The organism is Sphaerisporangium krabiense, from assembly GCF_014200435.1.
GTDB lineage: Bacteria > Actinomycetota > Actinomycetes > Streptosporangiales > Streptosporangiaceae > Sphaerisporangium > Sphaerisporangium krabiense.
The window spans coordinates 1,508,358-1,530,585 of sequence record NZ_JACHBR010000001.1; the positions used below are offsets into that span (position 1 = coordinate 1,508,358).

The following is a 22,228-nucleotide window of genomic DNA, read 5'->3' on the forward strand; positions in this document are numbered from 1 at the left end:
CGGCCGCTATCGCGGAAGGCCGACGGCGTTGGCGGCGTCGGCCTCGAAGTACTCCGTCGCGGCGAAGGGGGCGGCGTGCCCCTCGAAGAAGGCGCGGACGTCGTCGAGCGAGTCGTGGACGATGACGTTCACCGCCCTGGCGCCGTCGGTGCTCGCCACCGCGAGGGTCCATTTCGCCCCTTGGGGCAGACGGCCGTGCGCCTTCTTCAGGGAGTCCCAGAAGCCGTTCTCGTCGGAGATCGCGGAAATCGCCATCACGTGCATCGCCGTGTCCTTTGCGTGTTCTGCGTCGGTGAGTGCCCAGTGCTCTGTGATGCGGAGGGGATGTCCGCCATGCGCTTTCCAGGCGAGCAAAGGCTACGTTGCGTTTTAGAAAGCGTCAACGATTAATAGGCAAGATGGTGGGTTTGTGTGCAGGTATATCCTGCAATCGTTGCAACAGCATTGCGGTCTAATGCAATGCCCGCCGAGAAGCCGTTGCAATGTAGTGTGGGTGAACGCACCGGAGCGTGAACCGTCGGGACAGGAGGCGAGCGGCGTGCCCGGAAGCAGGCTGACCCACGACGACCGGCGGCGGATCTCGGCCTGGCTCGCAGAAGGGCTCGGGTACGCCGAGATCGGGCGGCGGCTCGGCAGGCCCACGTCCACGATCAGCCGCGAGGTCGCCCGCAACGCCGACCGCGGTGCCTATCAGGCCGACCACGCCCAGCGGGTCGCGGGCGGGCGCGCCCGCAGGCGCAGGCCGGTGCCGGGCGCGGAGCCGCCACCCGGCGGGCGGTCCGAGGCGGCGCGTGCCTTCGTGGAGCGGTTCGCGGGCCTGCTGGCCGGGACCGGGCTGCCCCGGATGGCCTCCCGGGTGTTCGTCTGCCTGGTCACCTCCGACTCCGGGAGCCTGACGGCCGCCGAGCTGGTCCACGGCCTGCGGGTGAGCCCGGCGTCGGTGTCCAAGGCCATCGCCTACCTGGAGGCGATGGAGCTGGTCGGGCGCGAACCGGACCGTGGCGGACGGCGTGAGAGGTACTTCGTCGGCGACGACGTGTGGATCCGGGCGTGGCGCGCGGACACCGGGGCGCACGCGGAGGTCGCGGAGGCCGCGCGGCGGGGAGTCGAGATCTTCGGTGACGGCACGCCCGCCGGGGATCGCCTGGCACGGATGGGCGGGTTCTTCCGCCGGATCAGCGAGCAGATGGGCGGCGTCACCGGCACGGCCGGGCGCGACGCGCTGACGGTGCTCGCCGCGCTGGTCTACGCCGGCAGGCCGCTCACCGTGGAGGATCTGGCCGCGGCGCTGGGCTGGCCCCGGGAGCGCGCCGCCGCGGCCCTGGACATGGCGGAACACCGGCCGGACGTCACCGGCCCGCTCGTGCTGCGGCGCGCCGGCCCCGGCACGTACACCGTCAGCCCCGGAGAGGACCGTCTGAGTGCGGCGCAGCGCGCGGCGCTTCGTCCGGAGGAGTCGCGGGAAACGGCACATGGGGGGCCGGTCGTTGCCGGGCAAAGGGGCACGTCACCTACCCGTTAGCCTGACATGGTGATGATGGATGGCACGGCCAAGGCGGTCGCACGGGCGATCGCGGGGCCGGTTCTGCTGTGTGCCATCGTCATCGGGTTGTTCGCCATGCACGGGATTCAGCCCACTCCCGGGCCGGTGCGGATGCCCGGCGTCCTGACCCTGCACGACGGCGGGACCATGACGTCCGGGAGGGAGATGGCGGTCGTCGGCGCGCATTCGCCCACCAAGGCCGGGGCGCGCGACGGGCAGATGCCCGGTCATGGGGGGCATGGGGGCGGGGAGGTGTGCCTGGCGCTGCTGCTCGCCGGGCTGCTGGTGTTCTTCGTGGGCGGGGCGCTCGGGGCCTGCCTGAGCGTCCAGGCGGCCGTCGGCGGCGGGGTCGTGCCCCGGGCCGGGCCGAGGGTTCTGCCGCGCGGGCCTACTCTGGCGCGGCTCTGCGTGCTTCGGCGGTGAGATGCCCCGCGACGGCCTCGGCCGTCCACGGACAGTCACCGGACACAAGCACGGAGTAGTTCGCATGAAACGTTTCATCACCGTTCCCGCCGCCCTGGTGGCGGCCGGGGTGCTCGTCACCGGCTGCGGCGCGGGCGAGACCGGCCAGGAGTCGCAGGCGGGCGGCGGCCACATGTCGCCGACGATGTCGCCCACCACCATGCCCAGCACCATGCCCAGCGGCATGGCCTCTGCCATGCCCTCTGCCATGCCCACCGGTACGCCGTCCCCGCCGTACTCCGGGCAGGACGTCATGTTCGCCCAGATGATGATCCCCCACCACCGCCAGGCGGTGGAGATGGCCGGGCTGGCCGCGTCGCGGACCGCCGGCGCCGAGGTCAAGCGGCTCGCCGAGCGGATCGAGGCCGCCCAGGAGCCCGAGATCACGGCCATGAGCGGCTGGCTGGCCGACTGGGACATGCCGGTCGCCCACGACATGGCGTCGATGGGGCACGACATGCAGGGCATGATGTCCGACGGCGACATGCGCCGGCTCAAGGGCATGTCCGGCACCGCCTTCGACCGGGCCTTTCTCCAGATGATGATCGAGCACCACGAGGGGGCGATCTCGATGGCCGAGCAGGAACGGACGGCCGGGAGCTTCGCGCCCGCCAGGACGATGGCCGCGTCCATCGTCGAGAGCCAGAAGGCGGAGATCGCCACGATGCGGCGCCTCCTCGGGCGGAAGTAACCCGTTCACGTCCGGGGCGCGCGGTCCGCGCGCCCCGGACGCCGTCCCCTCTGAACGGCGGCGGAAGGCCGGACGCGCGGCACCGCCGACAAGGGCCGGAGCGGCGTGTGATCGCGATCTCTTTTCATGGTTTCCCGTGCCCGGCTCCCGATCTTGACCGGACAATCTAGGCACATTCGTCCAGAACTCATGGGAAGCGGTAGCCGGTGGCACCACACGAGCGTGTTCGTTCCGTCCTGGAGAACCGGCTGACGCAGCGGGCGATCATCGCGGTCATCGTCGTGAACGCCGTCACCATCGGGTGCGAGACCAGTTCGGCCCTGATGGACCGGGCGGGCGGCTTCCTGCACGTGGTCGACAGGGTGGCGCTGGGGATCTTCGCGCTGGAGCTGGCCGCGCGCCTGTACGCCTACCGCGGGGCGTTCTTCAAGGACCCGTGGAACTGGTTCGACGCCGTGATCGTGACGCTGGCGCTGATCCCGGCGTCCGGGCCGACGTCGATCCTGCGCGCGCTGCGCATCCTGCGGGCCCTGCGGCTGCTGTCGGTGGTGCCGAGCATGCGCCGGGTGGTGAGCGCGCTGCTGGCCGCCGTGCCGGGGATGGCCTCGATCATCGGGCTGCTGGTCCTGCTGATCTACATCGCGGCGGTGATCGCGACCAAGCTGTTCGGCGGCATCGCGCCGGAGCGCTTCGACGAGCTGCCCCGGTCGCTGTTCACGCTGTTCCAGATCATGACGGGCGACGACTGGGGCAGCACCGCGCAGGCCGTGATGGAACAGAAGCCCTGGGCGTGGATCTTCTTCATCGTCTACATCCTGATGTCCACGTTCGTGGCGCTGAACCTGTTCATCGCCGTCGTCGTGAACGCCATGAACGACGCCGAGCCCTCGCCCTCGGAGAACCGGGCCGAGGCGGAGCTGCGCGAGCTGAAGCAGGACATGGCCGTGCTCAACGCCAAGCTCGACCGGCTCCTCGCCCGGCCGAACGGGCATCAGCCCCGGTCCCGCACCCCGGCCTGACGCAAGGCCCGCCGCCGGGGAGACGGGCCTTGGCCAGAGGACGGGTCAGCTCGTCAGCAGGCCGATGCCCAGGGTCAGCACGCCCGCGGCGAGGCAGAGCGCGCCGATCCAGACGAGGACGATCAGGCGGTTCGGCCGGGTCACGTCGCGCCCGATGGAGGAGACGAAGAATCCGGCCGACATGAGGATGGCCGCGGCGGGGACGCCGAGCCGTGCGATCCACAGGGCGACGCCGCCGAGGCCGGTGTAGTCGACGTAGAGCTCGCAGACGAGGCTGAGGATGACGAGGACGCCGGCGTGGGCGTGCCCGGCCCGGGCGAACGCCTGCTGGAAGGGGGTCATCGGGATCTCACCGCGGACGATTCTGGTGAGGAACCAGCCGCCGAACTCGATGGTCACGATGGTGAGCAGGACGACGCCGGCGATCCACCGGGTCTCCTGGCCGAGCTGCAGGGAGGTCATGGTGCTCCTGTCGGGACATCAGTCGGAACCGATCACGCAGGCCCAGTGTGACCCGCGATGATCGATGCGGGCCCGCGCCGACCAGTGTCCCGGAGGGACTTCGGCAGGTCAGCGAGGACGACCTGATGCTCTTGGTCCGTTCACCCGGCGGTCAGCGGCCCGCCTCCAGCGCCGACTCCGGCAGGCCGAGCATGCGGGCGAGGTCGGACAGCTCGGCCTCGAACAGCGCCCCGGAGTGGTCGCCGATGACCCGCGTCAGCCCGAGCGACTCCACGCAGACCATGCCGAACAGCCGCAGCCAGCAGCGCGTGAAGGCGACCGCGGCCTCGGAGGACGGCAGGGGGATCTGCAGCCGTTCGAGCAGCCGGTCGGCCAGGGCCTCGCTCGCCGCCGGGTGGATGCCCGGCACGGTGGCGGACGCGCCGTACTCGTGCCAGACATGGAGGAAGATGTCGCCGAAGAACGCGCCGACCTGGGCGCGCGCCTGCCTGACCACGGCGTCGTCGTCCTCGGGGGTGGCCACGACGAGGGCGAGCTGGAACTCCGGCACATGCTCGACGGCCCAGCGGCGCAGGGCGCGGCTGGCCGCGATGAGCCGGCGGGCCGCGTCGGACTTGTCCTGCTCGTCGGTGGCGGAGGCGATGTACTCGGTGAGCTCGTCGAGGATGTCGACGATCACCGCGTCCATGAGCTTGCGATGGCTGTCGAAGTAGCGGTAGATGCCCGGCGGGGTCATCCCCATCTCGCGGGCCACCGCGCGGATCGTCAGGGCCTCGACGCCCTGGCTCGTCAGGATCTCGCGGCTCACGCTCATCAGTTCGCGCAGCGTGGCGTCGCGAACCCTCTGCCGGCGTGACGTGCTGCTGCTCATCGCGGCCCCTCCACGTGTCTGCTCCTCGTCCGGATCCCTCGGGCACCGTAGCGAATGATCCACTCCTGTCGCGTCAAGTGTTACCGGGTGTTAACTTTTGCTGCTGCCCTTCGCGGAAGCATCTGGGCACAACCAATGTTACCTTCATTCGTGAGAGTTTCCATGAGGGAGGCAGGCGAGTGGTAGCGGCCGTTCAGGAAACCAGGCGAGAGACGGACACGCACGGGGGTGCAGCTCTGATGGACGGCTCCGGGACACGGACGCCCGGTTCCCCGAACCCGCGCGAGCTGCTGGCGGCGGCGTGCCGGGAGGGCGACCAGCGGGCGTGGAGGGAGCTCATCAAGCTCTACACCCCTGTCGTGTGGTCCGTGGCCCGATCGTTCCGATTACGGGCGGCGGACTGCGAGGACGTCTGCCAGCTCGCCTGGCTGCGTGTGGTGGAGAACATCGACCGGCTGCGCGAACCGGCCAAGTTCGCGTCCTGGCTGGTCACGATAACCCGCCGTGAGGCGATCAAGCACATCGAACGGAACCGGCGGCACGTGCCCGTGGGGGACTACGCGCCGTTCGACGACCGGCCCGACGACACCGTGTCCGTGGAGGACGCCGTCATCGACCGCTGGCAGGACCCTCGCACGCTGGAGGCGTTCCGCGGCCTGGAGAAGCACCACCAAGCGTTGCTGGCCATGCTCATGCACGAGCCGGCGATGAGCTACGACGAGATCAGCGCCGCGCTGGGCATCCCCCGCGGCTCCATCGGCCCGACCCGGAACCGGATCCTGCGCCGTCTGCGCGAGAGCGTCCGGCCCGAACCCGCACTCGTCGGCTGACACGCCCCCGCGCGTCGGCACGACCCCACTCGCGTCGGCCGCCCGATCCGGTCTCCCGGACGGGCCTTCCTCACCTCCGCGCCCGCGGCGGGGGCGTTTCCCGCCCCGGTCCTATGGCGCGTCCCCATCTCATATGAAGTGACCGGTTCATACGTCTCATACCGTGAACCGGTCACTTTGTCATGCCTGCGGTAAGACGCCGTTCCAGATGGGAGGACCCATTTCCCGAGAAATCTCTCCAAAGGTGTATCCAGGCCGCCCACCGGCCTCTCTTTAACTAGTGAGAAGCGCGACAGGGACGGACACGGGAGGCACGGGTGACTCCGCGAGTGGCGGTCGTCGGCGGCGGGATAGCGGGTTTGTCCACCGCGTATCACCTGCGGGACGACGCGCGTGTGACATTGTTCGAGGCCGATTCCCGGCTGGGCGGCCACGCCAACACGATCGAGGTGCGCGAGGGTGAGAAGACCCTCGGCCTCGACACGGCGTTCATCGTGTACAACGAGGCGCACTATCCCATGCTGACCGAGTTCTTCCGCGAACTCGACGTGCCCACGCAGGACCACCCGGGTCGATTCTCCTTCTTCGACCTGGACCGCGGGCGCAGCTACGTGTCGGAGGATTTCGAGCGCACAGAAGAGGAGATCGCCCGGCGTTACGACGCCGATTTCACCGGCCTGTGGCGCGAGGCGCGCCGGTTCCAGACCGAGGCGCCGCGCGACTTCGTCAGGAAGCGCGCCGACATCCCCCTCGGCGAGTACCTGGACCGCAACGGCTACAGCGCCGCCTTCCGGTACGGCTTCGTGGTGCTGATCGCCACCGCCGCCTGGTCGGTGCCCGCCGAGCGGATCTGGGAGATGCCGGCGAGCACGGTCATCGCCTTCTTCTTCGCGCACGGCCACGAAGGGCTCGGCGGCCGGACCGCCCCCTGGCGCACGGTCACCGGCGGCAGCGTCTCCTACGTGCGCCGCGCGGCCGACCTGCTCACCCGCTCCGGCGCCGACCTGAGGCTCAACGCGCCGGTCAAGCAGGTCGCGCAGGACGGCGACCAGGTCGTCGTGCACGGCCCCGGCGGGCCGGAGCGCTTCGACCACGTGGTGCTCGCCACCCACGCCGACGACGCGCTGGCCGTGCTCGCCGAGCCGACCGCGGCCCAGCGGCGGCTGGAGGTCATCCGCTACCACGGCACCCGCACCGTCCTGCACACCGACGCCTCGGTGATGCCGGCCGACCGGGAGCGGTGGCGCAGCTGGAACTACGGCCGGGTCGGCGAGGGCGAGGACCAGCGGTCGTGGGTCGTGTACTACCTCAACGAGCTGCAGCACCTGCGGGCCGGCGCCGACTATTTCGTCACGCTGGACTGCCCGCTGCCGATCCGCGAGGACGCCGTGATCCAGGAAATGGCCTACCGGCACCCCGTCTTCACCACCGAGGTGCGCGCCCTCCAGCGCGACATCCACACGATCAACGACGACGGTTCCCGTATCAAGCTCGCCGGTTCCTATTTCCACTCCCGGAAGATGGGAATCGACATCATCGGCAGTCACGAATCGGCTTTCGACTCCGGCGCGGCCGCCGCGGATGCCGTTCGCCGCACGGCGGGAATCGCCCCGGCCCGCGCCTAGGCCGCCGAATCCCCGCCCCTTTTCCCAAGAACGCCAATAAACGGTCTGTAGCGAGGAATGCGATGAACAACCAGGTGACGGCGGCGACCGCCGGGCTGACCGAGACCGAGGTCCGTGAATGGCTGGTCGGAAAGCTGGCCCACCGGCTCGGCGTGCCGGCGGAACAGGTGGACGCCGACCAGTATTTCGACGAGTTCGACCTGGACTCGACCGAGGCGCTGGTCCTTTCCGGCGAGCTGGAGAACTGGCTCGGATTCGAGCTGGAGACCACCGCCCTCTGGTACCACCCGACCATCAACGAGCTCGCCGGCTACATCGTGGAGAAGCAGCGCGATGCGACGGCCCGATAGGAAGCCAGCCCGGACGGTGAGCCGGGTGGGGTCCGCCCCCGAGGACGCGCCGGCGGTGGTCCTGGTCCACCCGGGCGCGCTGCCGGCCACCGTCTACGCCGGCCTCGCCGCGGCGCTGTCCCCCGGGGCGGCCCTGCACGTGGTGAACCTCGAACACGTGCCGGAGTACTTCGAGGCGGCGCTGCGCGGCGGCGCCCCCGCCACCTCGATCCCGGCGCTGGCGGAGCGGATCGCCGCCGACCTGCGCGGCCAGGGACTGACCGCCGGCAGGTGGTGCCTGGCCGGATGGTCCTTCGGCGGCGTGGTGGCGCTCGAACTCGCCGGGCTGCTGGAGGAGCGGGAGCGCCCGTGCGCGCTGCTGGCCCTGGACAGCATCGCCCCCGTGCCCGAGTACACCCGGCTGGACGGCGACCTCGACGACGCCGGGGTGCTGCGCTGGTTCGCCATGTACCTGGGCGCCCGCCGCGGCGTGGCGGTGCCGCTGGACGGGCCGCTCCCCGATGACAGGGAGAAGGGGCTGCGGGAGGTCCTCGACCGGGCGCGTGCGGCCGGGGCGCTGCGGCCCGACACGACGCTGCCCGGCCTGCGCAAGGTGCTGGACACCTACCTGCAGGGGCTGGTCCGCAACAACCGCCTGGCCGTCGCCTGCGAGCCGCGCCGCTCGCCGGTGCCGGTGGTGCTGGTCAGGCCCGAGCACGGCCTGCTGGACGTGCCCGACCCGCTCGGCTGGGGCGGGCTGGCCGAGGACCTGACGGTGCTGGGCTGCCCCGGCGACCACTACACGATGCTGCACGATCGCGAGGCCGTGGACCGGATCGCCGGGACGGCGCTGGACCTCCTGGACGACCGGGCGGCCGCCGGCCCGCCCGCCGCGGGCATCGCGACGCTCTCGACCGGAACGGACCGTGTCATGGACAGCGAGAACACCTCCCCCACGCGGACGGGCGACACCCCCATCGCGATCGTCGGCCTCGGCGCGCTCTTCCCGCGCTCGGGCGACCTGCGCGAGTTCTGGGGCAACGTCGTCGACGCCGTCGACTGCATCGAGGACGTGCCGGAGACCCACTGGCGCGTCGAGGACCACTACGACCCCGACCCCAAGGCCCCGGACAAGACCTACGCCAAGCGTGGCGGGTTCATCCCCACGGTGCCGTTCAACCCGCTGGAGTTCGGCCTGCCGCCGAACACCCTCGAGGTCACCGACGTGCTGCAGTTGCTCAGCCTGGTGGTGGCCAAGCAGACCCTCGCCGACGCGGGCGCGCCCGGCTCCGAGTGGTACAAGCCGGAGCGGACCGGCGTCGTGCTCGGCATCACCGGCGCGAACTCGCTGACCCAGCCGCTGGCGACCCGTCTGCAGACCCCCGTGCTGAAGGAGGTCGTCCGCAGCTGCGGTCTCACCGAGCGCGACGCCGAGGAGATCGCCGCCAAGTTCGTCAAGGCGTTCGCGCCGTGGGAGGAGCACTCCTTCCCCGGCATGCTCGGCAACGTCGTGGCCGGCCGCGTCGCCAACCGCTTCGACCTCGGCGGCACGAACTGCACCGTGGACGCGGCGTGCGCCAGCTCGCTCGCGGCCGTCCACATGGCGGCGGCGGAGCTGATCTCCGGCCGGGCCGACCTGATGCTCACCGGCGGCTGCGACGCCGAGAACACGATCCTGATGTACCTGTGCTTCTCCAAGACGCCCGCGTTCTCCAAGGCGGGGGCGATCCGTCCCTTCGACGAGACCGCGGACGGCACGCTGATCGGCGAGGGCCTCGGCATGCTCGCGCTCAAGCGCCTGGCGGACGCCGAGCGCGACGGGGACCGTGTCTACGCGGTGCTGCGCGGCATCGGCACCTCCAGCGACGGCCGGTACAAGAGCATCTACGCGCCGCGCAAGGAAGGCCAGATGGTCGCGCTGCGCCGGGCCTACGAGGACGCGGGCTTCGGTCCCGAGCAGGTCGGGCTGGTGGAGTGCCACGGCACCGGCACGCCGGTCGGGGACCTCACCGAGGTCGGCGCGCTGCGCGAGGTGTTCGCCGCGGCGGGCGCGGGCCGCGAGGCCGTCGCGCTCGGCAGCGTCAAGAGCCAGATCGGGCACACCAAGGCCGCCGCGGGCGCGGCCGGCATGATCAAGACGTCGCTCGCGCTGTACCACAAGCTGCTGCCGCCGACGATCAACGTGACCGAGCCGCGGGGCGCGATGGAGTTCGGCTCCTCGCCGTTCTACGTCAACACCCGCACCCGGCCGTGGATCACCGATCCCGCGCGTCCGCTGCGGCGGGCCGCGGTCTCCTCCTTCGGGTTCGGCGGCACCAACTTCCACTGCGTCCTGGAGGAGCACGACCCCTCCGGCGCCGCGCTGACGGTGCTGCACCGGACGTCGCGGGTCCACCTGTGGCACGGCACGGACCCCGAGGCCCTGCTGAAGGCGGTCCAGGACGACCCGGCCGGGCTGGACGACACGGCGCCGGTGCCCGCCGGGCACGCGCGGCTCGCCGTGGTCGCCCGCGACGAGGCCGAGCTGGACCGGCTGCGCGGGCAGGCGTGCGCGCGCCTCGCCGAGAACCCCGGCGTGGCGGCGTTCGAGCTGCCCGGCGGCGCCTTCTACCGCCGCGCCGCGGCGGCGCCCGGCAAGGTCGGCGCGCTGTTCGCGGGCCAGGGCAGCCAGTACGTCTCCATGGCGGCGGAGGCGGCGCTCGCGGTCCCGCCGGTGCGGGCCGCGTTCGACGCGGCGGCGGCGCACTTCGCGGACGCCGAGCCGCTGGGACGGGTGGTCTTCCCGCCGCCCGCGTTCGACGAGGACGGCAGGCGCCGTCAGGACGACGCGCTGCGGCGCACGGACTACGCCCAGCCCGCCATCGGCGCCGTCTCCGCCGGGCAGTACACCTTCCTCAAGGAGCTCGGCTTCGCCGCCGAGGGCGCGCTCGGCCACAGCTTCGGCGAGGTGACCGCCCTGTGGGCGGCGGGGAGCCTCACCACCGAGCAGTTCTTCCGGCTGGCCAGGGAACGCGGCGCGGCGATGGCGGAGCGCGGCGAGGGCGACGACCCGGGCACGATGGCCGCCGTCCCGGCGGGCCTGCCGGAGGTCGAGCGCCTGCTCGACGGGCACCCCGACGTCGTCGTCTGCAACGTCAACGCGCCCGACCAGATCGTGGTCGGCGGCGGACGCGACGCGGTCGCGGCCTTCGTCGAGGCGTGCGCGGCGGCGGGGGTGAAGGCGAGCCCGCTGCCGGTGGCGGCGGCCTTCCACACCCGTTACGTCACGCACGCGGTCGAGCGGTTCGCCTCGGCGGTCGCCTCGGCGGTCGTCGCGCCCCCGGCCATCACGGTCTACGCCGACACCGAGGGCGCCTCGTACGGCGCCGACACCGGCGAGAACGCGCGCGTTCTCGTCCAGCAGCTCGCCCGCCCCGTCGGCTTCGCGCCCCGGGTCGAGCAGATGTACCGCGACGGATACCGGGTCTTCGTCGAGTTCGGGCCGAAGAAGGTCCTGACCGGCCTGGTCCGGCGGATCCTCGCCGACCGTCCCGACGTGGTCGCGCTGTCGGCCGACGCCGGGCCCGGCGGTGACAGTGACCACGCACTCAAGCAGCTCGCCGCGCGCCTGGCCGTCCTCGGCCTGCCGCTGACCGGTTTCAACCGCTACACCGCGACGGCGGCCGAGCCGCCGCACTCCGAGGGGATGACGATCCAGTTGAACGGTGTGAACTACGTGCCCGAGGCGCGCCGCCGCGAGTACCGTGACGCACTCGAGAACGGGTACACGGTGGAGGGGACGTCCGCGGAGGGCGCCGCCACCGAGACCGCCCCGGCCACGGGCCAGACCAACGGCCACGCCGCCAACGGGCACGGCTCGAACGGGCACGTCAACAACGGGCACAGCGCCAACGGCCACAGCTCGAACGGACACGGCACCAACGGCCACAGCTCGAACGGGCATGGGGCCGGCGGGCACAACGGCAACGGGCACCCGGCGCCCGGCGCGGCGCCGAGCGTGGGCGCCATCGCCGCCAGCCACCTCGCCATGCACGGGGAGTACCTGCACAGCCAGCTCCGCCTGTCCGAGCGCCTGACCAACCTCGTCGAGGAGGGCAGCCGCCAGGACGCCGGCCCGTCGGAGAACACGATCGCCGGCATCACCGCCGTCACCGAGCACAGCCTGGCCATCGGCCAGAGCCACGTCTGGGCCAGCGAGGTGCTGCGCAGCTTCGCCCAGCTCGAAACGACCATGATCGCGCCGGACCGCGCGGCCGGAGGCGACCTGGCGGGCCCGTCCCTGCCCCAGGCCGTCGCGCCGTCGTACGAGCTGCGCGCCATCGGCTCCCGTCCGGGCGCCTGGCCGCAGGAGGCGGAGACCGGGTACGACGGGCGGAACGGCAACGGCCACAACGGCTACGCCGCCAACGGGCACCAGGCTCAGGGCCACACCGCCACGCTCGCCCCCGCCGCCCCGGTCGCCTTCGCCGAGGCCCCCGTCCAGGCTCCCGCCCCGGCTCCCGTCGTGGAGACCACCCCCGTCGCCACGGCCCCCGCTCCGGTCGCCGCGGCGCCCGCCCCCGCTCCGGCCCCCGCGCAGGCCCCGGTGCAGGCCGGCGCCGCCCCGGCCGCGGCCGACGCCGCGACCGTCCAGGCCGCCCTGCTGTCCATCGTCGCCGAGAAGACCGGCTACCCCACCGACATGCTCGACCCCTCGATGGACGTGGAGGCCGACCTCGGCATCGACTCCATCAAGCGCGTGGAGATCATGGGCGCGCTGCGCGAGTCGTTCCCCGGCTCGCCGTCGGTGAGCCCCGAGCGGCTCGCCGAGCTGCGAACGCTCGAGGACATCGTCCAATTCATCGCGGGAGCGGCGGCCGAGCCGACCGGGGCGGAGGTGGTGAACGGCCCAAAAGCTGAGGCCCTGCCGCGGATCGACCGCCGGCAGGCCCGTCTGACCCGGCTCCCGGTCCCCGACCGGCAGGAGGACGCCTACAGAGACGCTCCGCTGGCCCTGGTGACCGGGGCCGGCGGGCCGCTCGCCGACGCGGTGGCCGCCAGGCTCCGGTCCGCCGGGTGGCGTACGGCCGGGCCGGACGCCGCGGAGGACGGGCTCGACCTGGTGCTGTACCTGGCGCCGGAGCGGGTGGACGGCACGCCCGCCGCCCTGGCCGCGCTGCGCGAGACGGCGATGCTGGCCCGCGACACCCAGCGCGCGCTGGAGTCGACGGCCGGCCGGTCCGCCTTCGTCACGGTGACCCGCCTGGACGGCCGCCTCGGCGTCACCCCGAACGCCGGGCCCACGGGCGACGACGGCCTCGCGACCGTCGCGCTCGGCGGGGTGTCCGGCCTGGTCAAGACCCTCGCCATCGAGGCGCCCACCGTGTTCTGCCGGGCGATCGACGTCGAGGCCGGGCTCGCCGACGAGCGGGTCGCCGAGATCGTCCTGGCCGAGCTGTACGACCCGCGGGCCGGGCTGCGCGAGGTGGGTCACACCGCCGACGGCGCCCGGTGGACGACGACGCTCACCGGCGAAGGGCCTCAGGCGGCGCCGGTGGCGCCGCCCGGAGAGGGCGACCTGCTGGTGGTGACCGGCGGCGGGCGCGGCGTGACGGCCGCGTGCGTGGTCGAGCTCGCCCGGCGGCACGGCACAGGTCTGCTGCTCCTCGGCCGCACGCCGCTGGCCGACGAGCCGGAGTGGGCCCGCGAGGTGCCCCTGGACCGGCTGAAGGCGGCCATCGCGGCGGCGCTCAAGGCGGGCGGGGCGAAGGTGACCCCGCGCGACGTCGAGCCCCGCTTCCAGGAGCTGAAGGCGCAGCGCGAGATCCGCACGACCCTGGCGCTGGTGGCCGAGGCCGGAGCGGCGGCGACGTACGTGCCGGTGGACGTGACCGACCCCGCCGCCGTCCGCGCGGCGCTCGCGCCCTACCGGGACCGCGTGGCCGGGGTCGTGCACGGCGCGGGCGTCCTCGCCGACCAGCTCATCGTGGACAAGCGCCCGCAGGACGTCGACCGGGTGCTCGGCACCAAGCTCGCGGGCCTCGCGGGCGTGCTCGCCGCGCTGGACGCCGACCGGCTGCGCCACGTCGTGCTCTTCTCCTCGGTGGCCGGGTTCTTCGGCAACCAGGGGCAGGCCGACTACGCGATGGCCAACGAGGCGCTCAACCGCATCGCCTCCCGGCTGCGCGGCGCGCACCCCGGCGCGAGGGTGACCTCGATCAACTGGGGCGCGTGGGACGGCGGCATGGTCACCCCCGAGCTCGCCCGGCTCTTCGCCGAGCGCGGGGTGGACCTGATCCCGCTGGAGACCGGGGCGTGGATGTTCGCCGAGCAGTTCGACGCCGAGCGCGGCGGCGACCTGGTCTGCGTGATCGGCCCGGACAAGCCGCTGTCGGAGGCCGAGCCTCCGGCGCTGCCCGCGGGCGGGGTCACGGTGACCCGGGACCTCGGCACGCTGGCCGGGGAGCCCGTGCTCGCGAGCCACTGGATCGGGAACCAGCCGGTGCTGCCCGCCACGGTGGCGCTCGGCGGGATCCTCGCCACCGCCTGGGAGGCGACCGGCTCGCGGTCCGCCGCCGCCCGGGACTTCACCGTCCTGAAGGGCGTGGTGTTCGGCGCCGAGGCGCCCGAGGCCTTGCGGTTCACGCTCACGCCGGACGGCGAGGGCACGCGGGTCGAGGTGCGCGACGAGACCGGCCGTCCCCGCTACCGGGCGGTCGTGGACCACGCGGTCCCGGCTCCGGCGCCGGTGGGCGGCCTGCCCGCCCTCGACGCGGGCGAGGACTGCGCGGCCTACTCCGACGGCACCCTGTTCCACGGCGAGGTCCTGCGCGGCCTGCGCCGGGTGCTGGACCCGGGACGGCGCATGGTCCTGCGCGCCGAGCTTCCCCCCACCCCGTTCGCCGCCGGCGCCTACGGCACCGGCGACTACGACCCGGTGCTCGCCGACCTGCTGCTGCAGGCCGTGCTGGTCTGGGTGCGCCGGCACACCGGCCAGGCCAGCCTGCCCGCGGGCGTGGGCCGCGCCGAGGTCCACGCGCCGATCCCGGCGGGCGAGCCCTTCCTCATCGTGGTCGACGAGGCCACCGTCAGCGGGCCGCTGGTGCGCTGCACGGTCACCGCGTGCGACGGCGACGGGCGGGTCCTCACCCGGTTCGCCGGGGTCCAGGCGATCTGCCGCGACGGCGTCGCGCAGTAAACGCCCCTCGTTCGAGAGCGGATGGAGAGTCATGTCCACGCCAGAGCATGTTGCGGATACCGGACAGGAACCCGTAGCGATCGTCGGGATCGCCTGCCTGCTGCCAGGCGCCGACACACCCGAGCAGTTCTGGGCCAACCTGCGGTCCGGGGTGGATCTGCGCCGCCCCGGCGGCCGCGAGATGTTCGGCACGGACGACGCCGTCCCCGGCGGGTGGGGTGACCCGGAGCACCGGGTCACCGCCACCCGGGGCGGGTTCGTCACCGAGCCGCCCATCGACCTGACCGGCCTGCGCGTCCCCGCGGCGACGCTGGACCGGCTGGACAAGGTGGTCCGGTGGCCCCTGCACACCGCCCGCCGCGCCCTGGCGGACGCCGGCATCGCCGAGGACGCCGCCGTCCTGGCGCGCACCGGCGTGATCCTGGGCAACTACGCCTTCCCGACCGAGACCTCGGTGCGCGCCTGCGTGCCGCTGGTCAGGAACGCGGTGACCGCCGGCCTGCGCCGCGCCGGCCTCGACCTGCCGGAGACCGCCGGGACGGCGACCGGGGAGGAACCCGCGGAGCTGTGGCCGTTCGGCCTCCCCGCGACCGTGGTGGCCGACGCCCTGGGTCTCGGCGGCGCCCGGCTGACCCTGGACGCGGCGTGCTCCTCCGCGCTCTACGCGCTGGCCCTGGCCCAGCGGCAACTGTCGACGGGCCGGGCCGACGTGATGCTCGCCGGCGCGGTGTGCGCGCCGGACCCCCTTCTCATCCACCTGTCCTTCTCCGACCTGAAGGCCTACCCCGCCGACGGGGTGAGCCAGCCGTTCGACGCCCGGTCGCAGGGCATCGTGACCGGGCAGGGCGCCGGGATCTTCGTGCTCAAGCGCCTGTCGGACGCCCGGCGGGACGGCGACCACGTCCACGCGGTGCTCGGCCCGATCGGGCTCAGCAACGACGGCGCGGGCGGGCACCTGCTCACCCCGCGCAAGGACGGCCAGGTCGAGGCGTACCGCCGCACGTACCTGGACCACGGCGTCGACCCGGCGCAGATCGACTACATCGAGTGCCACGCCACCGGCACGCCGATCGGCGACAGCACCGAGCTGCGCGGCCTGGCCGAGTTCTTCGGCGGGCGCGGCGGGGTGCCGCCGCTCGGCTCGGTGAAGGCCAACGTCGGCCACCTGCTGACCGTGGCGGGCTTCACCAGCGTGCTCAAGGCGATCCTGGCGCTGCGGCACGGGATCATCCCGGCCACGCCGGGCGTCGCCGAGCCGCTGCGCCCGGCCGAGGCGCTGCCCGCCGCCGGCCGGGTCGTGGTGTCCGAGCGGCCCTGGCCGCTCCCCCGGGTCGAGCGCGACCCCGGCCACCGGGTGGCCGCGGTGTCGGCGTTCGGCTTCGGCGGCACCAACGCCCACGCGATCCTGACGACCGACGAGGCGGCCGGCGTCCTGCCCTCGGGCGGCGCCGCCACCGGCGGTCGGCTCGCCGTGGTCGGGCTCGGCCTGCGGGCCGGACCGCTGACCGGCGTCGCGGAATGGCGGCGCGCCGCGCGCACGGGCACGCCCGCGCTGGTGGAGCGTCCCGGGCACCGCTGGTACGGCCTGCAGGACGGCGACCCCGCGCCCGCCACCGGCGACCACGCCGGCGCGGCCGGGTACGCCGACACGATCGACGTGGACGCCCGCGCCTACCGCATCCCGCCGGGCGAGCTCGGCCACGCCAACCCGCAGCACCTGCTGCTGTTCGAGGCGGCCGAGCAGGCGCTCGCCGACGCCGGGTACGACGAGCGGCCGTCGGGGCGGCGCGCGAACCAGCTCCCGGAGCGGCGGGTGGCCGTGGTCGTCTCGATGGAGCTGGAGCCGCGCACCCACACCCACCGCGCGCGGTTCGACATCGGCGCCCACGTGCGGGCCGAGGTCGAGAGGTCCGGGCTGGCGCTGGACGACGAGGCCGTGGACCGGCTGGAGGCCGCGGTGCGCGGCGCGGTGCACGACCCGATCGGCGCCAACGAGGTGCTCAGCTACATCGGCAACATCATGGCCAGCCGCATCTCCTCCTCCCGCAACCTCACCGGGCCGTCCTTCACGGTGGCCGCCGACGCCACCGGCGGCGCCCGCGCCCTGGAGGTCGCCCAGCTCCTGCTGCTCGACCCGACGGTGGAGGCCGTCCTGGTCGGCGGGGTGGACCTGGCGGCGGGCATCGAGAACGTGGCCGCGAGGACGGCGCTCGCCCGGGCGGAGGGCGGCCTGCCGCCGGTGCCGGGCGACGCCGCCGCCGCGGTCGTGGTCACCCGGCCCGGCGACGCGCGCGGCCGGCGGGTCTACGCCACCATCGAGTCGATGGCGGTGTGCTCCGACCCGGCCGGTCCGGGGGCCGCGCTGGCCGCCGCCGCGGGCGCGAGCCTGTCCGCCGCGGGCCTCGGCCCGCAGGACGTGGACTACCTGGAGCTGGCCTCCCCGGCGACCCCCGAGGTCACGGGAACGCTGGCCGCCGCCTACCCGGCGGACGGCGGGGACGGCGAGGGCTGCCTGATCGGCGGCGCCGCCGCGCTCGCCGGGGACTCCCAGCAGGCGTCCGTGCTCACCGCCCTCGTCAACGCGGCCGGGTGGCTGCACACGGCCGAGCTGCCCGCCACCCCCGAGCCGCTGCGCGAGGCGCTGGACGGCCTGCCGCCGACCCGGCTCGAGGTGTCGGCGGACCCGGCGCCGTTCCTGCGCCGCGCGCACGACCGGCCGCGGATCGCCGCCGTGGCCGCCTGGGACGGCCGCGCGCTGGCGGGCGGCGACACCGCCGCCCACCTGGTGCTGGCCGGCGCGGACACCCGCGGCGCGGCGGTGGAGGCCGACTGGCGGGACGCCCCCGGCCACCTGATGCTCGCGGTCAGCGCCGACGACGCGGGCGCGATGACCGACCTGGTGCGCCAGTACCGGTCCGCGCTCGACCACGGCCGCGACCCGTGGGAGCTGGTCCGCGAGGCCGCGCCGCGCGGCGGGTCGCGGCGGTACACGGCGGTGCTGGTCGCCGCCGACGGGGAGCGGCTGCGCCGCGAGCTGGACGCCGCCGAGCGCGACCTGCCGTCCGTGCTGGCGAACGGCGGCGAGTGGGCGACCCCCGCGGGCAGCTTCTGCACCGCGCGCCCGGTCGGCGAGGGACGCGTCGCGTTCGTCTACCCCGGCGCCTTCACCGGCTACCCGGGCATGGACCGCGACCTGTTCCGCCTGTTCCCCGGCCTGCTGGAGCGCTTCGAGCGCGAGGCCGACCGGCCGCGCGACCGGTTCAAGCACCGCTGGCTGTACCCGCGCGGCTCCCGTCCCCTGGGGCGGCGCGACCTGATGCGGCACGAGGAGCGGCTGATCGACGAGATCCCCGTGCTGCTCGCCGCCGGCACCAACACGGCGGTGCTGCGCACCCAGCTCCTGCGCGACGTGCTCGGCGTCACCCCGCACGGCGGGTTCGGCTACAGCCTCGGGGAGAGCAGCATGCTCTTCGCGATGGACGTGTGGGCCGCCGCCGCCCGCGACGACGCCAAGCTCGCCGCCACGCCCCTGTTCCGCGACCGGCTGCGCGGCCCCAAGCACCTGGTCCGCGAGACGTGGGCGCTGCCCGAGGACACCCCGGACGCGCAGGTGTGGGCGAGCTACCTGCTGCTGGCCGGCCCCGAGGCGGTCGGCGCGGCGATGGAGGGCCTGGACCGCGTCTTCCTCACCCACGTCAACACCCCGGGCGAGGTGGTCGTCGGCGGCGACCCGGCGCAGATCCGCGAGCTGATCCGCCGGGCGGGCTGCCAGGCCGCCAAGGCCCCGGCCAACCACGTCATGCACTGCCCGATGGTCGACCCGGGCCTCGCCGAGCTGGCCGAGCTGAACCGGTACCACGCCGGCACGCCCCACCCGTCGCTCGAACTGCTGTCGGCCTTCGACTACGACACCGTCGACCCGGCGGACCTGGAGACCGTGGCGACGCGGATCGCCTGGACGCTGCGCAGCACCATCGACTTCGCGCGCCTGACCCGCGTCGCGCACGACCGCGGCTTCCGGTTCTTCGTCGAGGTCGGCCCCGGCGCGACCTGCACCCGCTGGATCGGCGAGACCCTCGCCGGCCTGCCGCACGTGGCCGTCTCGGTGGACCGCCGGCACACCTCGGTGAGCGGCGCGCTGGCCCAGGCCCTGGCCCGGCTGGCGAGCCACGGCCTGCCCGTGGACCTCGGACGGCTGCTGGGCGGCGCCGAGCAGGCGGGCGCGGCGCCGGCGGAGCGGCGGCTGATCCGCACCGTCCCGTGCGGCGGCGAGTCGATCGTCGAGCGGGTCGCCGACCGTGCCACCCCCGTTCTCGACCGTGCCACCCCTGTTCTCGCGACGGCCGGGCACGACGCCCCGGTCGCCGCCGACGCCGAGGAGGCGCCTGCCGTCATGCCCGACCCGATCGTCTACTGGCCCGAGGACATGACCGTCTGGGACCTCGACGCCGAGGACGTCATCACGCTCGAAGGCGAGCCGTTCGTCTTCGTCCCCGACCCGCCCGCGCCCCAGGCGGTGCCCGCGCCGGCGCCCGTCCCCTTCGCCGCGCCCACGGGCCGGCACGAGACCCCGGTCCGCCGGGTGCGTCCCCCGCGCGCCGGGTCCTGGAACCCGCGCGGGCGCCGCCCGGCACCCGAGGCCCTGACCGGCACCGTGGCGTCCATGGCGGCCTGGGTCGCCGAGGCGCACCGCGCCGCGCTGCGCGCCCACGACGCGATCCTCGACGGCGCGGTCACGCGGCTCGAACTCGCCACGTCCGGCACCGTCACCGCCCTTCCCCCCGTGCCGCCCGCGGGCGGCGACCTGCCGGAGGGGCCGCGGCCGGTGCTGGACGAGGCCGACCTGCTGGAGTTCGCCACCGGCGAGGTGGCCAACGTGTTCGGCCCGGCGTTCGCCGAGGTGGACGCCTACCCCACCCGCACCCGGCTGCCCGCGCCGCCCTACCACTTCGTCACCCGCGTGACCGCGCTGGAGGGCCGCACGGGCGTGTTCGAGCCGTCGTCGATCACCACCGAGTACGACGTGCCCGCCGGGGCCTGGTACGGCGTGGACGGCCTGGTGCCGTGCGCGGTGACCATCGAGGCCGGGCAGTGCGACCTGCTGCTGATCAGCTACCTCGGCATCGACCAGCGCCACCGCGGCGACCGCGTCTACCGGCTGCTGGACAGCAAGCTGGTCTTCCACGGCCCGCTGCCGCGCGAGGGCCAGACCCTGCGGTACGAGATCAAGATCAAGCGGTTCGTGTGGAACGGCGACGCGCTGCTGTTCTTCTTCGGCTACAAGTGCTACGCCGACGGCGAGCTGATCCTGGAGCTGCTCGACGCCTGCGCCGGCTACTTCACCCAGGCCGAGCTGGACAACTCCCTCGGCGTGGTGCTGTCGGAGTCCGACAAGGCCCGGCGCGCCGCGCTGGAGCGGACCTGGTTCAAGCCGCTGGCCCGCACCGAGCGCACCGCGCTGAGCGGCGCCGACCTGGCGCTGCTCGCCGAGGGGCGCCGCGCGGAGGTGTTCGGCCCGCAGTACGACCAGGGCGACGCCAACCCGTCGGTGCGGCTGCCCGGCGAGATGCTCCGCATGATCGACGAGATCCCGTCGATCGACCGCCTCGGCGGGCCGTGCGGGCTCGGCGAGCTGACCGCCGTCAAGCGGCTCGAACCGGACGGCTGGTACTTCACCTGCCACTTCCCCGGCGACCCCGTGCTGGCCGGCTCGCTGGTGGCCGAGGGCGCGGTGCAGCTCCTGCAGACGTACGCGATGTACCTGGGCATGAACCTGGTGCTGCCGGACGCCGAGTTCCAGTCGGTGCCGGGGCTGCAGACCGAGGTCAAGGTGCGCGGGCAGATCACCCCGGGCACGAGCGAGATCCGCTACCAGGCGGAGATCATCGGGCTGACCCTGCTCCCCCGGCCCACCGTGATCGCCGACATCACCGTGTACGACGGCGACAAGCCGATCGTGGCGATGCGCAACTTCGGCGTCCAGCTCCGCGAGAAGCCGGGCGCGCCCTACCGTCCCGGCCCGGGCGGGGTGCCCGAGGACCTGGGCAGGCGCAACGCCAAGGGCGAGATCGCGTTCATCAACGAGCTGCACCTGGCGCACGCCGCCAAGGGCGACCTCGGCACCGCGATGGGCCCGGAGTTCGACGTCTACCGCGACCGCAGGGCGCCGCACATCCCGAACGGCGACTTCCAGTTCGTCGACCGGATCATGGCGCTGGAGGGCACGCGGGGCAGGCTGACGCCCGGCGCGAAGATGGTCACCGAGTACGACTCGCCGCCCGAGGCCTGGTACTACGCCGACAGCCCGACCGGCGGCATGCCGAACGCCGTGCTCATGGAGACCTCGCTGCAGGCGGCCATCCTGTGCGGCTACTACCTGGGCGCGACGCTGGCCAGCCCCGAGGACGAGTTCGCGATCCGCAACCTGGACGGCAAGGCCACCCTGGTCCGCGACGTGGACCTGCGCGGCAAGACCATCAGGCAGCGGACGACCATGCTGTCCAGCCAGGCGGTCACCGGGGCGACGCTGCAGAGCTTCCGGTACGAGCTGCTGGCCGACGACGAGGTGTTCTACGCCGGCGAGTCGCTGTTCGGCTACTTCACCGAGGCGGCGCTGAGCAACCAGGTCGGCCTGGACTCCGGCAGGTACGTCGCGCCGTGGCTGGAGGAGCAGACCGGCCTCGACCCGGCCCGGGTGCGCCGGCTGGAGCTCCCCGCCGGCGACTCCCGGCGGGAGCGGCGGCCAGGGCTGCGGCTCGGCGACGGGCACCTGGGCCTGGTCGACGAGGTGACGCTGGTCGCCGACGGCGGCGCGCACGGCAAGGGCTACCTGTTCGGCCGCCGCGCCATCAACCCCGCCGACTGGTACTTCACCTGCCACTTCCACCGCGACCCCGTGATGCCAGGGTCGCTCGGCGTGGAGTCGGTGCTCCAGGGCCTGCAGGCCTTCGTGATCGAGACCGGCCTCGCCGACGACATCCCCGGCGCGCGGTTCGCCTCCGCGGTGGACGTGCCCATGGGCTGGAAGTACCGCGGCCAGATCCTGCGCGAGGACCGCGAGATGACGTTCGACCTGCACGTCAAGGAGGTCCGCCGCGAGGAGGACCGCCTGGTCGTCATCGCCGACGCCAGCGTGTGGAAGCCGGGGCTGCGCATCTACGAGCTGACCGATGTGGCCATCGAGGTCCGGGCCGGCGCGTCCGGCCGGGAGGAGTGAACC

At 73.7% G+C, this 22,228-nt stretch carries 12 protein-coding genes; 9 read left to right on the forward strand and 3 right to left on the reverse strand.

Translation table 11 applies throughout. From position 1 onward, the window contains the following. Positions 1-6: 6 nt before the first annotated feature. Positions 7-264: a hypothetical protein gene (locus BJ981_RS06575; RefSeq protein ID WP_184608968.1), complete on the reverse strand. Its 258-nt coding sequence runs from the start codon at positions 262-264 to the stop codon at positions 7-9. Positions 265-493: 229 nt separating this feature from the next. On the opposite strand from BJ981_RS06575, the gene BJ981_RS06580 reads away from it, so the two are divergent. The 4 genes from BJ981_RS06580 (at position 494) to BJ981_RS06595 (ending at position 3,715) form a co-directional block, all read left to right on the forward strand. Continuing rightward, the gene (locus tag BJ981_RS06580) at positions 494-1,522 is read left to right on the forward strand and encodes a GbsR/MarR family transcriptional regulator (protein WP_311745341.1); all 1,029 of its coding nucleotides are present in this window, start codon (positions 494-496) and stop codon (positions 1,520-1,522) included. 6 nt (positions 1,523-1,528) lie between these two features. Next, positions 1,529-1,966: a DUF6153 family protein gene (locus BJ981_RS06585; protein WP_184608970.1), complete on the forward strand. Its 438-nt coding sequence runs from the start codon at positions 1,529-1,531 to the stop codon at positions 1,964-1,966. A 64-nt stretch (positions 1,967-2,030) separates the two neighbouring features. Next, positions 2,031-2,696 carry a DUF305 domain-containing protein gene (locus tag BJ981_RS06590; protein WP_184608971.1) on the forward strand — a complete coding sequence of 222 codons (666 nt, stop codon included), beginning with the start codon at positions 2,031-2,033 and terminating at the stop codon, positions 2,694-2,696. Positions 2,697-2,902: 206 nt separating this feature from the next. After that, positions 2,903-3,715 carry an ion transporter gene (locus BJ981_RS06595; RefSeq protein ID WP_184608973.1) on the forward strand — a complete coding sequence of 271 codons (813 nt, stop codon included), beginning with the start codon at positions 2,903-2,905 and terminating at the stop codon, positions 3,713-3,715. Between the two features lie 45 nt (positions 3,716-3,760). Here the strand turns inward: BJ981_RS06595 and BJ981_RS06600 are convergent, their stop codons facing one another. After that, the gene (locus tag BJ981_RS06600; protein WP_184608975.1) at positions 3,761-4,177 is read right to left on the reverse strand and encodes a hypothetical protein; all 417 of its coding nucleotides are present in this window, start codon (positions 4,175-4,177) and stop codon (positions 3,761-3,763) included. Positions 4,178-4,328: 151 nt separating this feature from the next. Next, the gene (locus BJ981_RS06605; protein ID WP_184608976.1) at positions 4,329-5,048 is read right to left on the reverse strand and encodes a TetR/AcrR family transcriptional regulator; all 720 of its coding nucleotides are present in this window, start codon (positions 5,046-5,048) and stop codon (positions 4,329-4,331) included. Between the two features lie 239 nt (positions 5,049-5,287). On the opposite strand from BJ981_RS06605, the gene BJ981_RS06610 reads away from it, so the two are divergent. The 5 genes from BJ981_RS06610 to BJ981_RS06630 all read left to right on the forward strand — a co-directional run bounded on the left by BJ981_RS06610 (position 5,288) and on the right by BJ981_RS06630 (position 22,225). Continuing rightward, the gene (locus BJ981_RS06610; RefSeq protein WP_184608978.1) at positions 5,288-5,878 is read left to right on the forward strand and encodes an RNA polymerase sigma factor; all 591 of its coding nucleotides are present in this window, start codon (positions 5,288-5,290) and stop codon (positions 5,876-5,878) included. A 329-nt stretch (positions 5,879-6,207) separates the two neighbouring features. Beyond that, entirely contained in the window at positions 6,208-7,503 is a 1,296-nt protein-coding gene (locus BJ981_RS06615) for an NAD(P)/FAD-dependent oxidoreductase (RefSeq protein WP_239139329.1), read from the forward strand. A 62-nt stretch (positions 7,504-7,565) separates the two neighbouring features. Further along, positions 7,566-7,853, forward strand: coding sequence for an acyl carrier protein (locus BJ981_RS06620; protein WP_184608981.1), 288 nt, complete (start codon positions 7,566-7,568; stop codon positions 7,851-7,853). Between the two features lie 25 nt (positions 7,854-7,878). Continuing rightward, positions 7,879-15,009, forward strand: a complete 7,131-nt coding sequence (locus BJ981_RS06625) for a type I polyketide synthase (RefSeq protein ID WP_184608983.1) — start codon at positions 7,879-7,881, stop codon at positions 15,007-15,009. Positions 15,010-15,040: 31 nt separating this feature from the next. Beyond that, positions 15,041-22,225 (forward strand): beta-ketoacyl synthase N-terminal-like domain-containing protein, encoded by a 7,185-nt coding sequence (locus BJ981_RS06630; RefSeq protein WP_184608985.1) that lies wholly within the window; start codon positions 15,041-15,043, stop codon positions 22,223-22,225. Positions 22,226-22,228 lie beyond the last annotated feature (3 nt).